Source organism: Candidatus Krumholzibacteriota bacterium, assembly GCA_016932415.1.
Taxonomy (GTDB): Bacteria; Krumholzibacteriota; Krumholzibacteriia; order Krumholzibacteriales; family Krumholzibacteriaceae; genus Krumholzibacterium.
Genome location: JAFGCX010000017.1, coordinates 68,579 through 82,771 on the forward strand (window position 1 = coordinate 68,579; position 14,193 = coordinate 82,771).

At 52.7% G+C, this 14,193-nt stretch carries 12 protein-coding genes; 8 read left to right on the forward strand and 4 right to left on the reverse strand.

Translation table 11 applies throughout. The features are described 5' to 3' along the window. Positions 1-86 precede the first annotated feature (86 nt). On the reverse strand, positions 87-1,307 hold the full coding sequence (locus JW814_06565; protein ID MBN2071106.1) for a 2,3-bisphosphoglycerate-independent phosphoglycerate mutase: 1,221 nt from the start codon (positions 1,305-1,307) through the stop codon (positions 87-89). A gap of 244 nt (positions 1,308-1,551) precedes the next feature. Here JW814_06565 and JW814_06570 point away from each other — a divergent pair, with 244 nt between their 5' ends. After that, the gene (locus JW814_06570; GenBank protein ID MBN2071107.1) at positions 1,552-3,060 is read left to right on the forward strand and encodes a hypothetical protein; all 1,509 of its coding nucleotides are present in this window, start codon (positions 1,552-1,554) and stop codon (positions 3,058-3,060) included. A gap of 284 nt (positions 3,061-3,344) precedes the next feature. Here the strand turns inward: JW814_06570 and JW814_06575 are convergent, their stop codons facing one another. Continuing rightward, entirely contained in the window at positions 3,345-4,358 is a 1,014-nt protein-coding gene (locus JW814_06575) for a hypothetical protein (protein MBN2071108.1), read from the reverse strand. 204 nt (positions 4,359-4,562) lie between these two features. On the opposite strand from JW814_06575, the gene JW814_06580 reads away from it, so the two are divergent. Genes JW814_06580 through JW814_06590 form a run of 3 tightly spaced genes read left to right on the forward strand, consistent with a single transcriptional unit; the run spans position 4,563 to position 6,114 of the window. Then, a complete protein-coding gene (locus JW814_06580; protein ID MBN2071109.1) occupies positions 4,563-5,060 on the forward strand; it encodes a rhodanese-like domain-containing protein in 498 nt (165 codons plus the stop codon). A gap of 12 nt (positions 5,061-5,072) precedes the next feature. Beyond that, positions 5,073-5,630 carry a DoxX family protein gene (locus tag JW814_06585; protein MBN2071110.1) on the forward strand — a complete coding sequence of 186 codons (558 nt, stop codon included), beginning with the start codon at positions 5,073-5,075 and terminating at the stop codon, positions 5,628-5,630. Beyond that, positions 5,620-6,114, forward strand: a complete 495-nt coding sequence (locus JW814_06590) for a hypothetical protein (GenBank protein ID MBN2071111.1) — start codon at positions 5,620-5,622, stop codon at positions 6,112-6,114. Before JW814_06585 ends, JW814_06590 begins: the two co-directional genes overlap by 11 nt. 24 nt (positions 6,115-6,138) lie before the next feature. Here JW814_06590 and JW814_06595 read toward each other — a convergent pair whose 3' ends face one another. Next, positions 6,139-6,609: a GAF domain-containing protein gene (locus JW814_06595; protein ID MBN2071112.1), complete on the reverse strand. Its 471-nt coding sequence runs from the start codon at positions 6,607-6,609 to the stop codon at positions 6,139-6,141. A 307-nt stretch (positions 6,610-6,916) separates the two neighbouring features. Here JW814_06595 and JW814_06600 point away from each other — a divergent pair, with 307 nt between their 5' ends. Then, positions 6,917-8,623 (forward strand): AMP-binding protein, encoded by a 1,707-nt coding sequence (locus tag JW814_06600; protein MBN2071113.1) that lies wholly within the window; start codon positions 6,917-6,919, stop codon positions 8,621-8,623. 95 nt (positions 8,624-8,718) lie between these two features. Here the strand turns inward: JW814_06600 and JW814_06605 are convergent, their stop codons facing one another. Then, positions 8,719-9,846, reverse strand: a complete 1,128-nt coding sequence (locus tag JW814_06605) for an ATP-dependent 6-phosphofructokinase (GenBank protein MBN2071114.1) — start codon at positions 9,844-9,846, stop codon at positions 8,719-8,721. A gap of 413 nt (positions 9,847-10,259) precedes the next feature. On the opposite strand from JW814_06605, the gene JW814_06610 reads away from it, so the two are divergent. The 3 genes from JW814_06610 (at position 10,260) to JW814_06620 (ending at position 14,168) form a co-directional block, all read left to right on the forward strand. Further along, positions 10,260-10,493: a YHS domain-containing protein gene (locus JW814_06610; GenBank protein ID MBN2071115.1), complete on the forward strand. Its 234-nt coding sequence runs from the start codon at positions 10,260-10,262 to the stop codon at positions 10,491-10,493. Between the two features lie 386 nt (positions 10,494-10,879). Beyond that, positions 10,880-11,368 carry a DUF11 domain-containing protein gene (locus tag JW814_06615; protein MBN2071116.1) on the forward strand — a complete coding sequence of 163 codons (489 nt, stop codon included), beginning with the start codon at positions 10,880-10,882 and terminating at the stop codon, positions 11,366-11,368. Between the two features lie 97 nt (positions 11,369-11,465). Then, the gene (locus tag JW814_06620) at positions 11,466-14,168 is read left to right on the forward strand and encodes a hypothetical protein (protein ID MBN2071117.1); all 2,703 of its coding nucleotides are present in this window, start codon (positions 11,466-11,468) and stop codon (positions 14,166-14,168) included. The last annotated feature ends 25 nt before the right edge of the window (positions 14,169-14,193 follow it).

Consider the following 14,193-nt stretch of genomic DNA (forward strand, 5'->3'; position numbering starts at 1 on the left):
GCGGCGAATCTACTCAGATCGCGATGAGTAGGTCTTCGAACCCGCGATCCCACTCCGGGCCGGGAGGCAGATTTTCAGAAAAAGTCTCACGCGCCGTATTTTTTCAATTTTCCCGCGTTAGCCAGGGCAAGTTCCATTATCGAGACAGCGGAAAAGACTCCAAGCGATCCCCTGTCGCATTCAGTTTCGGTGAATCGCCGGGAGGCGTCGACGCCGCAGGACCTCGATCTTATCATGAAAGGAACGGGGTGCCAGGAATGACCTTTCATCGCGCAGGGAGTGGAATGGTCACCCGCAACTATCAGCACTTCGGGAGCGAGATCGAGCAGAAGGGGGATTGCCGCGTCAACCTGTTCTATCACGCCTTTCTTTCCCTCGATATTTCCGTCTTCTCCGTATGAATCGGTTTTTTTGATATGGATGAAGAAAAAATCGTAATCCTTGCCGTAAATGGATTTTACAGTTTCGAATTCCTCCGCCGGAGAGAACCCCGTATCGAAAAGATCCATCCCGCAAAGCTTCGCGACTCCCCTGTAAAGGGGATAAGCCGCGACGGCGGCCGCCTTTAGTCCATATCTCTTGTTGAACGACTCGATAGCAGGCTTTCTCGAGATACCTCTCATAAGGGCAGTCCTGGCCTTTTCTTCGTCGGCAAGGTTCTCGTCTATCAGCTTCACCAGTCTTTTCAGCACCGAAGCCGTCAGTTCAGCTTCGGGAGCTGTGGCCCGTGGAGCGAGGGGGCGTTTACCGGTGCTCTGCGGATCGGTCTCTTCAACGAACGGGGAGAGTCCTTTACCGCGAAGAACGATACCGAATCTGTATTCGCGCACCGGCATTATTATGATCTCGATGTCGTCGATCTTTTTTATCGCGGCGCTGAGTTTTTCGCAGATGCGGACTCCCTCTTCGTGCGGGATCCTTCCGGCCCTGCGGTCGGTGAGGACACCTTCGCCGTCTATCGTAGCGAAATTTCCCCTGATCGCGATATCGGTCTCTTTCAGGTCGAATCCGACCCCGGTCACTTCGACGACTCCGCGTCCCGCATCGTTTACGGGAAGAAGGGGATCGTAGCCGAAGAGGGAGAAATGAGCGGGGCCGCTACCGGGAGTCACTCCGGTCGATACGGGAACAGTTCTTCCGCAGGCGCTTTCGGAAGCTATCATATCAAGGTTCGGAGTCCTCGCCGCTTCCAGGGCTGTCTGGGGGAAATCGGCGTTGCGGATCCCACCCACGCCGTCGAGGACAAGATAGATGATTTTGGCGTCGTTTTTAATCAACAGGTCTTTCAGCATTTGATATTCCTCCATTAAAAGTCGCTCAGAGTCCTCAGGAGCGGGCGGCCTGATTTCTTCCGCCTCGCGTGAAGGGTATAATCGATCTTACGACTCTGTCAAGAAACTGTATCCTGTTTTCTTTTCGGTGTTTCCATTTAGAGTCTTTAATGTTACAATAAATGGAAATCCGGAACGCGTCTGCTCTTTGTGGGTTTAATATCCGCAGAGGTCTGATTATCGTTGCCGTGCGGGAATATTGACACAGGCTGGAGGAATCATGAGGCCGAATATTGAAAATGCAAGGAAATACGGGTTGCCCACCCTGTTGGCGATCGCGCTTTTACCGATAATAGCGGGATGCGGTAATGAGCCTGTCGTCGCGCTTCACGGAAAGATCGACAAGATATCAAAGGTCGAGACAAACTCGGAAGCTCTTCAGGCGTGGGTCGTCAACGACGCGAAAGCAGATGTACTTATTCATATAGACACCTCGGACGATATGAAGGTATTTCCGGCTGCCTATGACGAGACACTGAAAAACGCTGCCGATCATCTCAAGAGAAAAAATATCCTCGTCATCGACCAGATCTCGCAGTTCATCGAAAATGGGGGCACGGTAAATCTCGGGCAGAAAGCGGGGATATATAAGAGAGTGATATGGGTCCTTCCCGCCACTGTCCCGATCTCGTCAAACCCGGTATTCTCCTTCAACAGGGTGCTTATCGAAAAACGCGGCTACAGGAAGACCGATCTTGCCGATCTGGCAGCCGACGGAAAGAATATTTCCGGAACGATAGACAACGTACCGATTACGGTGACTCGTCTCGAGGATCTCGAGCTTGGGCCTGAAGAAACAGCGATCATAGATATCGACCTCGGATATTTCATCGGGCAGAAAGCCCAGGATCAACAGCAGAGGATGGGGACGAGAGTCCTGATCGATTTTCTAAGGACACTGAGGAGAAAGAATATAAAAACAACCCAGGTAACGATAAATCTTTCATCGATAAACAGTACAGTTCCGATGGACATGAGGTTTTTCGGGAATCTGATCGAGGATATCCTTAAGGATCCGCAGATCATAGAAGGGGATATCCCCGAAAAATATTCGATGATGATCGAAGCGGAGGAAGCTCTTCTGGCAGGTCAGTTCGATAAATCGGAAGCGATCTACAAGGTCCTGAGCGACAGGTATCCCGATGATCCCGGCCTTTTCTTCTCTCTCGCCGTCTCAAGAGGATTCCAGGGAAAGGGAGAGGAAAGCGCCGAAGCTCTGCTGAAGGCATACGAAAATGACACGGCATACCTCAGGGGTTTCTTCCAGTTCGCCAGGGTGCTGGCCGTAAATAATAAGCTCGAGGCGGGGCAGAAACTGCTGCAGGCTCCGGGTCTTAAGGCCCTCGTACCCCAGGATGAACTCGATTACCAGATGGGGCTCTTCTTCTTCAACGCGGGCGCCTACTACGACGCTATCACCTACCTTGAGATGGTATCGCAGAAACGATCGAAAGACTTCGCTCTTAAAACGGTATTGTACAAGGCTTACAAGGCTGTCGACGACCCGTACAAGATGACAGCGACCCTTAACAAGCTCGTAAAGCTCGATAAGGACCGGGTGATAAGGGATATGCCATGGGTATTCCTCGACCTTGGAGTACTTGCTGAAGAAGCGGGATTGACAGCGACGGCGGCCGAGAACTACAAGGAATATCTCAGCTATGTCCCAAGCGCGGAAAACGCCGCTGAATTGAGAAAGAAGATCGATATATACACTGGCGGCAAGTGACAGGGGAGATGAAAGCGATAATATTACGGTGGCAGGGCGGCAGTGGTATGAGCGGCCGCTCTTTGGCGCCATCGAATGATAAGCCCGGGGGCCTGGCCCTTTCGGGCTTATTTCTTTTCCGGAAAGGAGATGCGCCCGATCCGCTCGGCAGGCGATGTAACAATTCTCATGAAGATCCGTATATACTAATAGCCGCGGATGAGCGATTTGATTCAGGGGATACTGTAAAACGTTGAACGTTTTTAAACCCGGAACGCTCAGCCCCACACGTATCCCCTGTAATTTTATCTTTTCAGGATAGCAAGCAGCTTCGCGATTTTTCCATCATCTACAGCCGACAGGATTTTCCCGAGGACCGACCGGAGGTTTTTTTCATCCCTTATCCTTACGCTCAGCCTGTATCCTCCTCCCTCAAGATTATCGGGAGGAGCGATGGAAGCGTTTTGCGGAAGACGGATATCCGATATCACCCTCTCTATCTCGAGCGAATCCGAGGACATACGGGGGTAACAGGCTCTTCTGAGAAGATCGGGAAGGGGTTCAGGACCGTTGTCATACGAGGCGAGGAAACTCTCCCATCTATTGTCCCCCTGGTCGGCAAGATAAGAGATCAGCCTGACTGCATCCTTCTGGCGGGCGCGGCTGAGTCTCTGGCTGGTGAGAAGCCTCACTGCGTCGGAGATCCTGACAGAGGCGAGCCGGGAAAGGAGGAGAATGTCTGCTGGACTGACTGTTCCCCGGTGGACAGCGTCGAGAACGGTATTGTCGTAATCGAGGATCGATAACAGATCCCTGGATATTTCGGCAGAGACAGCGCGTCCGAATATCCTCGAGACCGGACCGGCGACGGGAGAAAGATCATCAGGATAAAACCTTGTAGTCCTGCCCAGAAAAATTATCTGTTCAAGCGGGGAGAGTTCCATGCCGCAAAGGAGATCCTCGATCCATACCGGGATGAACGGGGAAAGATCCCCGCCTCTGTTTTCTGCCGGATAGCGGGGGATCTCGTGGCCCTTCTCCACCAACAGGCCCGGCGCTCTTCCCGCTTCGATAACCCAGGCCTCTTTCAGGCCCGCCGCAAGAGCGGCGGCGAGTCTTCTATGGCCGAGAATGACAGTTCCCGAAGGTGCCACCAGAGGGGGAGATATGATGCCGTATCTGCTTACCGAGTCTATCAGTTCCGAGCAGGACAGATCAGAGATTTCCTCACCGGGAAGGAGATAGCGGCAGCAGAAAGGGGAATCTTTGATCTCCTCAAGCGGTGGGATTTTCATCGGAATTATTTTTCTGTCCCTCATCGGCAGTCACCTCTTTTTCAGATCGCGGGCTGGCTGTATATATTCTGACCGCTGCGGTGATATTAACATCCGGGTATAATTATGCACACAACAGAAACAAATCGGGAGAATAATTCTGCATCGTGATGTATAAGAAAGTGGACTGATTACGCGAATCGGTTGATTTAAAAAAGGACAGACTATATATTGTTATCCATGAAGAAGTTGGCTCGATCAATAATACAGGCAGCAGCAGTCGGTTTGATAGCCCTGACAGGCGCGTTTATTCATAACGCACTATCCTCGAACGGGATAGATCCGTTCAGGAAGATTTCCGAGGTCCCCGTTGTTGATGAAACGATGGAGGACGTGTCGGAGGGTATCAGATTTATTTCCCTTGAGAAGCTGATGAAAGTAATCGACGCGGGCGGGATCATAATCGATTCGAGAACGCAACGGGAATACAAGACGGGCCACATACCGGGCGCTGTCCATCTTGACTATTACGAATTCGGCTGGCAGATGGAGGATGTCATTCCGCTGCTCGACTATGACAATGAATTCGCGATCTACTGTTCCGGACCGTTGTGCGAGGATTCAGAGATGCTCGCGAGGGAGCTGTATACTCTCGGATATCGCAAGATCCTTGTATTCAAGGGTGGGATGGAAAAGTGGGAAGAAGAGGGGCTGCCGGTCGAGAATGGAAATGGGCAGGAAGAATAAGAGATGGCGGTAATGGAAAGTCTTAGGGATGCTCTTTTTGAAGGAGTAGACGGCGCGGATGTGGCGTGCCCGCCCCTGGAAAAACGCAGATGGTTCGAAACCCCGGTCTTCATATTGATCGTAAGGGTAGTGATAGCCGCGGTCTTTATATACGCCGCCGCGCAGAAGATCGGAAAACCGCTCCTCTTCGCCGACGAGATAAAGATGTACGGGATCCTTACCGGCGGGCCGTTGCTGTATATTTTTTCGATCTTTCTTCCCTGGCTGGAGCTTTTTTGCGCTCTTTCGATCCTTTCAGGGATATTCATCAGGGGATCGGCGCTGATATTCGTTCTGCTCAATACAGTCTTTATCGTTGTGATATCCTACAGGACCGTGATGATAATGAGGACGGCGGGCACCTCCTTTTTCGATATTTATTTCGACTGCGGTTGCGGATTCGGAGTAACATACGCGTGGAAGAAACTGATAGAGGACCTGATCCTGCTCATCGGCGCTATCATGATCATGCGTACCGACCGGTACCGGCTGGTCCCGCGGCTCTATGGAAGGAAAAAAAGTGATTGTTAGAAAAGAGGCGATATCAGGCGTTATACTTTTATCTGTCTCGATGATCTGCCTTTACGCGGGAAAAGCCGCAGCCGAATCATCAAGGCACAGGTTCTCCGGGGATACGCGCGAATTCGGGATAATCCTGGGCGAACCGACAGGACTAACCTACAAGGAATGGACAGGATCAAGCACGGCTTTTGATCTTGGAGTGGCCTGGTCGTTCCGGCGCGAGGGGCATATTCATATTCACGCCGATTACCTTTTTCACAATTTTCTCTTTTTCGAGGTCGAAGGGGACAGGATGCCATACTATATCGGGTTCGGCGCCAGGGTGAGGATAGAGGACGACCCGAGAGCCGGCGCGAGATTCGTCATAGGGGCCGAATACTACCATAATGAGGTACCTCTTGGATTCTTCTTCGAACTAGCCCCGATATTCGATCTCATCCCAGAAACAGAGTTCGACATGAACGGGGGAGTGGGCGTAAGGGTCGTTTTCTGATCAGCCTCTGAAAAAAAACAGTCATCACTTCATCAGAGGTCCGAGCTTCAGGCAGATCTTTTCCAGCAGAACACGGTCTTCCCAGGTGAACGGTCCCTTTCTGTGCGAATCGATATCGAGTTCTCCCACGACATCGTCGCCTTTCATTATCGGCACGACTATCTCCGATTCCACGTCAGAAGCGCACGCCAGGTAATTCGTCTCTTTCGAGACGTCCTGTATGATTATAGTCCTTTTTCTTTCGGCTGCCTGGCCGCAGATACCCTTTCCGAACGGTATACAGACATGTATGGTAGGGGTGCCGACGAACGGACCAAGGATCAACTCTCTCGGTCTGCTGCCTGTGAGATAGAATCCCACCCAGTCGTAATACTCCACTTCTCTTTCAAGAAGAACGCATATTGCCAGCAGTTTTTTCTTAAGTTCTTCATCTCCCTCGATGATCGCAATCGCTTCCGATTCGATCGACCGGTATTTGCTCTTTTCCAATTCCATATCTTCTCCAGTCTGTAAATCTTCTGTTGTTAACACGGTCTCTTCGACCGGTTTATTATAGAAACAATATCACATTCCATACAGTATTTTTTCCGGATCGCCGGCCGGGGTTAATTATACCGGAAAAATTTTCCGAAACACCTTGCCCATGAAGGTCGAGATTTATATTTTCCATCCATAAATATTCAAATCGCTTCATCATGCGCGAAGAAATCAAGAAGAAGCATTAAAAGGATTAAAAATAAATTTAGAGGCATAAGACTGAAAGGAACAAAGGTATCCTGTTATGAGTACAGAGCGATACTGCATGCCGAGAGGCGGGAAAAGCTATATTTTCGTCGGGTCTGATGAACCGTTGATCGGCGAGACGATAGGGACGATGCTGGGGAGGATCGCCAGGACATACCCTGACAACGAAGCGCTGGTCTTTGTTCCCCGGGACGAAAGATATACATACAGGCAGCTTTACAAGGTCTGCGTCCGGGCGGCAAAGAGCCTCATGGCCCTTGGAGTAAAAAAGGGCGATCGGGTGGCGATCTGGGCTACGAATCACCCCGAGTGGGTGATAGCGCAGTTTTCAACAGCCATGATAGGGGCAGTCCTTGTGACAGTCAATCCGGCCTACAGGACGCACGAACTCGAACACGGGCTTAGGGATTCCGAGGTCCAGACGCTGATTCTTATCCCCTCGTTCAAATCCTCCAATTACATAGAGATGCTTAATTCGGTCGTACCCGAACTGGCATCATCGGAGCCGGGCAGGCTTGAGTCGAAAAATCTGCCGCTTCTGAGGAATGTCATGCTGATCGGGGGGGAGAAGACCCCCGGCATGTTCACTCTCGATGAGTTCATGGCTCTCGGGGAGAAGATAAGCGAGGAGGATTATGAAGACCGTTGCATGGAACTCGATTTCGACGACGTGATAAACATCCAGTACACTTCGGGAACGACAGGAATGCCCAAGGGGGCAAGCCTTACTCACCATAATATTCTCAATAACGGATATCACGTCGGTGAGACGATGAGGCTCGGTAACCGCGACAGGCTCTGTATTCCTGTTCCTTTCTATCACTGTTTCGGGATGGTGCTTTCAAATCTCGCCTGCGTGACGCATGGGGCGACAATGGTCATCCCGGGAGAGTATTTCGAGCCGGAATCGGTACTTCGGGCGGTGGAGAAGGAAAAATGCACGGCACTTCATGGAGTTCCAACGATGTTCATCGCCGAACTCTCCCTGCCGAATTTCACCGATTTTGATCTGGGGACGCTCAGGACCGGGATCATGGCCGGAGCGCCATGCCCGATAGAGGTGATGAAAAGGGTAAACGACGAGATGAACATGAAGGAAGTCACGATAGCGTACGGCCAGACGGAGACTTCACCGGTCATCACGCAGACTCCCTACAACGGATCTCTCGAGACAAGAACGACCACGGTCGGGCCTCCGATCCCGCATACAGAGGTCAAGATCATCTCTCCCGAGACAGGAAGGATAGTTCCGCTTGGCGACCAGGGTGAACTTTGCTGCCGGGGTTACCAGGTGATGAGAGGTTATTACAATAACGAGGCGGCCACCAACGAGACGATCGATGAAGCAGGATGGATACATACAGGCGATCTCGCGGTGATGAGAGACGACGGAGCGTGCAAGATAACCGGCCGGATAAAGAATATGATCATCAGGGGAGGGGAGAATGTGTATCCGCGTGAGATCGAGGAGTATTTCTTCACCAACCCGAAGGTGCAGGATGCCCAGGTCTTCGGCGTTCCCGATAAAAAGTACGGCGAAGAGATATGTATCTGGATAAAGCTGAACGAAGGGGAGACTTCGAGCGAAGAAGAGATAAAGGCTTTCTGCAAAGGGAAAATAGCTCACTACAAGATCCCGCGGTATATCAAGTTCGTCGATGAATTCCCGATGACGGTAACTGGAAAGATACAGAAATTCAAAATGCGTGATATGGCGATAGAGGAGTTCGGGCTTCAGACCGACGCGGGGATCGAAACAGCGTGACGGGAAGCCGTCCGCTGGCTAGCCAGCTGTTTCAGGTTTGTGATGACAGTAAAAAGGGGCACTCTCCTGGGTGAGCGCCCCTTTGAATCATTGATCTACTCTGCGGAAGTCGGACTTTCCTGGTATCTGCCTACCGAAGCTCCGAGTGATTCGGCGGTTCTCACCATCTGGCCTTCGGGATCGACGACCTTGAGTTTTTTTACCGCGCTTCTGATATCGGCTGACCTGATCTCCCTGCCCCTCAGGCAGACCATTTTGCCGTAATGGCCCTTTCCTATCAGATGGGCAGCCTCGACACCGAACCTTGTCGCCAGGATCCGGTCATACGTGGTGGGAGTGCCACCCCGCTGGATGTGGCCGAGCACCGTTACGCGCGTCTCCATCTTTGCCAGTAAGGTTATCTTCTCGGCAACCCACCTTCCAATCCCTCCGAGACGGCCAGGCGTACCGTCGGCACCGGGATCCTTTTCGTATACCTTCCTGCCTCCTTCGGGGAAGGCTCCCTCCGCGACTATTACGATACTGAATTTCTTTCCCCTCTTCTTCCTGTCGAGGATATGTCCGCATACGGCGTTCAGATCGAATGGGATCTCGGGGATCAATATCACGTCGGCGCCTCCGGCTATTCCGGCTTCGAGCGCTATCCAGCCGCAATCGCGGCCCATCACCTCGAGAACAAGTACTCTGTGGTGGCTTTCAGCTGTAGTATGCAGCCTGTCCAGCGCGCTCGTCGCGCAATCGACAGCGCTGTTGAATCCAAACGTCACATCGGTGACGTCGAGGTCATTATCTATAGTCTTCGGTACACCCACGACAGGAATACCCTTTTCATAAATAGCCTGGGCGATCTTCATCGTGCCGTCCCCACCAACCGCTACAAGCACATCGATCTTCATCTTTTTTATGTTTCTGACGATATCGCCGGTGACATCTTTGAAGAAGGATTTCCCCTTTTCCCTCATCGGATACCTCAGGGGATTCCCCCTGTTGGATGTACCGAGGATAGTCCCCCCCTTAAGCTGCAACCCGGACATCATCGTAGAATTGAGAAGCTCGGTTCTGGACTCGAGGAGCCCGTCAAAGCCATCCTGTATCCCCAGTACTTCCCAGCCATAGTCCGATCGTGCCGAGCGTACGAGGCCTTTTATCACGGCGTTCAGACCGGGGCAATCTCCTCCCCCGGTAAGGACCGCGATCTTCTTGATCTTTTCGGGATCGATCATTTTTCCAGCGGTGGAAGACTTTTTAGCCACGGCATTCTTCTCCTTGTTATTAACAACCACAACTGCTCCTCTCCGCGTTGATGGCAGGCACTTTTGTCATTCAGGTCCGGATTTCTTGAGATCTCCCGCCCCGGTACGCGAATAAGCGGTATGTACGGTTTTTCCGATACCGGGATATTATAACATTCGGCAAAACTTTGAAAATGTTTAAATAAAAAGGGGTGGTGACAATCTTCCCAAAAGGTATATACAGTTTCTTGACCGTAAGGGACAAATCTGTTATCTTCGCCCTGCGAGCCGGCCGAAGTGGTACACGGCCGGTGGATTATGAGAAGGATTGCAAGAAGAAAAGTGTTGTTTCAGACGGAGGTCGTGGAATGAAGAGAGTCCTTGTGGTATTTCTTGTAGCGCTTATGGTCGCGTCAGTCGGATGCGGCAAAAAACAGGAAGAGCAGAAAACCGACAGCCAGACCGAGGTAAAGAGAGTAAAGGGCGGGTATCTTATAGATCCGGTCGACAAACAGATGATCGATGTTGAGAATTCGCAGTACTCTTATGTCTACAAGGAGATCGAATACAAGTTCAACAGCAAGGAAAACATGGAAGCGTTCATGAAAGATCCTGAGAAATACCTTGCCAAAAAATAGCCGGTCCGGCTTTTTGCATTTTGCAAAGCCTGATGCTTATAATGAGACGAAAGTCCCCCTTCCGGGGGACTTTTTTATGTCCTGTCATTCCCTGAAGTGCCTTCCGATTCCCCTGAAGTCCCTGTCGTGTCTTGTCATGAAACCGCTGTTCTGACAACGGGTTCAGAGTATTTTGCCGGATGCCCGGCTCTTTCCCCGTTTCCCCTCTGTGACTAAAGTCCCGGTTTTGGAATACCTGTTGCGCAAAGAGGTCCCCGTAGGAGTTTCAGCAGCTTTCTGCTTCAGAAAGGTGCGACCCATTATAAAGATCCTCCCTGTTGCGTGTACCGCAGCTTACCGCGTGGATACTCCGACTTCGAGTGGAGGAAAAAAAGGAGGACAGCCAGATGAGAAGAAGTCTTATGGCTGTGGTCTTTCTTTCCGTGATGACCTTCTCCGCCGCGGCATCGGCCGGAAAGCCCGAGCTTTCCAGCGAGATGACGGCCGTGAAGATTGTCATTGAAAAAGAAAACCATGAGATCAGAGTGCCCGCAGAGACGGTGTATCCGAATGATATGGTCGAATACACCCTTGTCTGCCGCAATACCGGTGATGAATCAGCTTCGGATGTAGGCGTGATCGGACCGGTACCGACAGGTACTTCTTACCTTGACAAGACTGCCAGCGAGATCGATGGGGCTACGCCCGTTTTCAGTATCGATGGTGGAGAAAGCTACCACCAGGCACCAGTCACATATGAGGTTGTCAGGAAAGACGGGAGCAGGGAGATAAAGACTGCCACCCCGGACATGATAACCCACATCAAATGGGTGGTCGCCGGAGAGATCGACGCTGGCAGAGAAGTCAAAGTCTCTTACCGCGTGCAGGTCAAGTAGACAGACCCGGCTTCTCGAATCGGTTTTTAATCAGCGCCCCTGAGGGGGCGTATCAAGGTGGAAAGCCCATGCATGGGCAGAAGGATGGTGATCAGCTATGACGCTGAAAAAACTGACAGGTTCTGTTCTTCCTGTCATAGTGCTTGCGGTGCTGCTCGTTTCGGCATCAGCGCAGGCGCAGACGCCTGCCGGCACCACGATCCGGAACCAGGCCTCGGCCACGTTCCAGGATGCTGTCGGCAATACATATACGACGACGTCGAATGAAGTCACGACGATCGTGCTTCCGGTCTACGGCGTCTCGGTCCTTCCGGATGATTCAGGTGAAACGCCACCGGTGGTACCGGCGCTTTCGCAGACGGCGATCCCCGGACAGACGGTCTATTTCAGTTATAACCTGACCAACACCGGAAACGACGCCGACGATTTCACGATCGAACCTCTGCTCGACGCCGTGAACACATCGATGACCCTCGGTCTCGGCAGTATAACGATCTATCACGATATGAACGGCAACGGCGTTCTCGACGGCGGAGAACCGGCTATCTCAGCCGGTGGAGTTCCCGGAAATCTCGGGCCTGTAGCTGCCGGCACGACGGTCAGCCTGCTCGTTTCGTACCAGGTACCCGCCGCGGCGGTGGCCGGTGAAGTGGCGTATGTAGGTCTGCAGGCGACCTCCGTTGGAGATGCCGCTCAGATCGACACCCGTAACTATCACCTGACGGCTGTCGTCAGTGACGCGTCCCTTACCGCTTCGATGTCGGCCCTCCCGGCCAATGTCGATCCGGGAAACACAGTCACATACTCAGTGACCGGCTCCAATGTCGGAAGCGATGATGCTCACGGCGTCAATATCGCTTCAGTAGGGCTTACCGGCGTGCTGATCTATGATATTATTCCGATCGATCCTTCATCGGGCAACCCGCTGGCTCTTGCGGGCGCTCCGGCCGGGGCTCCCGCGGGTGGTACGAGACTTTATCTGCCCACGGGAAACTCGACAGCAGGATCTCCCGAAACGTGGGCATGGTCGACATCGGCCGCTGCAGGCGATATCGCCGTCGCTTACGTGACAAATGGCGATATGACGATCGGGCAGAACTATACTTTCACTTATGACGTGACCGTCCCCACGACGATGCCGGCCGGTATCATAAACAACAGCGCCGCGGTGGCGTTCGTTGATAATAACGCCGGTACGCCGGATCCCACGATCGTCGTCACGAACAACACCCAGGTCAACGTCAACATCCTTGCCGACGTCATGGTCGGTCCGAACGGAGCTCCCGGAGCGGGTACTCCTCCTCTGTATAACGACGATCTTCAGGCAGTCGCCCTCGCCTATGCGAATACGACTGTCGATTTCGTCAATACTGTCCGTAATGATGGCAATGCCGCCGATGAGATCAATATTCAGCTCGATGCCGCTTCGACGATACCGGGCGGATGGTCGGTACAGCTTCTTCGCAGCGACGGCGTGACGCCCCTTAACGACTTTGGCGGCGACGGCATCGTCGACGTCGGCAATGTCAACCCAGGCGTAAGCGTCGATTTCATCGTCCGGGTAATGATACCCGGCACCGCTGCCGCCGGTGGTCCGTACAACGCGGTAATAAACGCGATATCGGCAAACAATCCGGCCGAATTCAACCAGACTAACGACGAGATCACCGCTGTCAATCCAGCCGCTGTCGATATAGGAAACTATGACGGCGCGGTCGGAACCAACAATGTCGCGGTCAACCAGAATGTCAATCCCGGCAACCTTGTCGATTTCGCGCTCGACGTGATCAACACCGGCGGATCGAGTGACAACTTCAATCTGTCCTCGACATTCCCCGCCGGATGGGCAGTCACATACTATCTGGATTCCAATGGAAATGGTGTGCTGGATGTGCCCGAGCTCACACCTATCGCCAATGTAGGCCCGGTCGCTGCGGGCCTTGAAGTCAACCTTATCGCCCGGGTCAATGTCCCGGCCGGTGAAGTACCTGGCGTCAATCCTGTGGCTTTCAGGGCAACTTCGGCAAACAATCCTGCCATCTTCGATGAGATAGGCAACACGGTGACGGTAAATGGTGCCCCCTCGGTCGCCATAGTGCCTGATCGAAATGGAACGGGAACAGCTGGCGGAACGATCCGTTACCAGCACACCGTTACGAATACGGGGAACGTCGACGACACGTTCCTTCTCAGCTTCGTCAGTTCAAACGCGTGGAGCTACGCATTCTTCGATCTGGCGAACAATCCTATCGCTTCGGTCAATCTCGTGGCCGGCGCCAGTGACGATATCATAGTACAGATATCGATCCCCGGCGGCGTAGCGATGGGTACGGTCGAGACCGGTACGATAACGGTCACAGGAAGCGGAACTGGAGCGACCGATTCGGCGACAGATATCACGACGATCGTCGCCGGCAACCTCGTTCTCACAAAATCGGTCAACCCGGCCGGTAATCAGGCTCCAGGAACGGAACTGACCTACAGGACGGATTACTCGAACGTAGGTACAGGTGATCTCGACACGATAGTGCTCTTCGACATGATTCCGGCATGGACCCAGTTCCGCGTCGGATCAGAGGTAAGCGGCACTTTCGCTCCGGGGATCACGGCTATCACTATTGATTTCTCCGATGATGGCGCGGCGACATGGACGTACGTACCGGTAAGCGGTGGCGGCGGCGCTCCTGCCGGATTTGATGCCAACGTGACCAATGTCAGGTGGACCTTGACAGGTACTCTGGCTGGTGGCGACGGTACGGCAGACGGTGTCGGTTTCATTGTCAGGATCATCGCAGAATAAACGTGAATTCACGCGGTGGGGCAGG

Coding starts and splice junctions, on each gene's coding strand:
- JW814_06565 (MBN2071106.1), bottom strand. CDS start 1,307: ATGGAGGAATATCAAATGCTGAAAGACCTGTTGATTAAAAACGACGCC.
- JW814_06570 (MBN2071107.1), top strand. CDS start 1,552: ATGAGGCCGAATATTGAAAATGCAAGGAAATACGGGTTGCCCACCCTG.
- JW814_06575 (MBN2071108.1), bottom strand. CDS start 4,358: ATGAGGGACAGAAAAATAATTCCGATGAAAATCCCACCGCTTGAGGAG.
- JW814_06585 (MBN2071110.1), top strand. CDS start 5,073: ATGGAAAGTCTTAGGGATGCTCTTTTTGAAGGAGTAGACGGCGCGGAT.
- JW814_06595 (MBN2071112.1), bottom strand. CDS start 6,609: ATGGAATTGGAAAAGAGCAAATACCGGTCGATCGAATCGGAAGCGATT.
- JW814_06600 (MBN2071113.1), top strand. CDS start 6,917: ATGCCGAGAGGCGGGAAAAGCTATATTTTCGTCGGGTCTGATGAACCG.
- JW814_06605 (MBN2071114.1), bottom strand. CDS start 9,846: ATGATCGATCCCGAAAAGATCAAGAAGATCGCGGTCCTTACCGGGGGA.
- JW814_06610 (MBN2071115.1), top strand. CDS start 10,260: ATGGTCGCGTCAGTCGGATGCGGCAAAAAACAGGAAGAGCAGAAAACC.
- JW814_06615 (MBN2071116.1), top strand. CDS start 10,880: ATGAGAAGAAGTCTTATGGCTGTGGTCTTTCTTTCCGTGATGACCTTC.
- JW814_06620 (MBN2071117.1), top strand. CDS start 11,466: ATGACGCTGAAAAAACTGACAGGTTCTGTTCTTCCTGTCATAGTGCTT.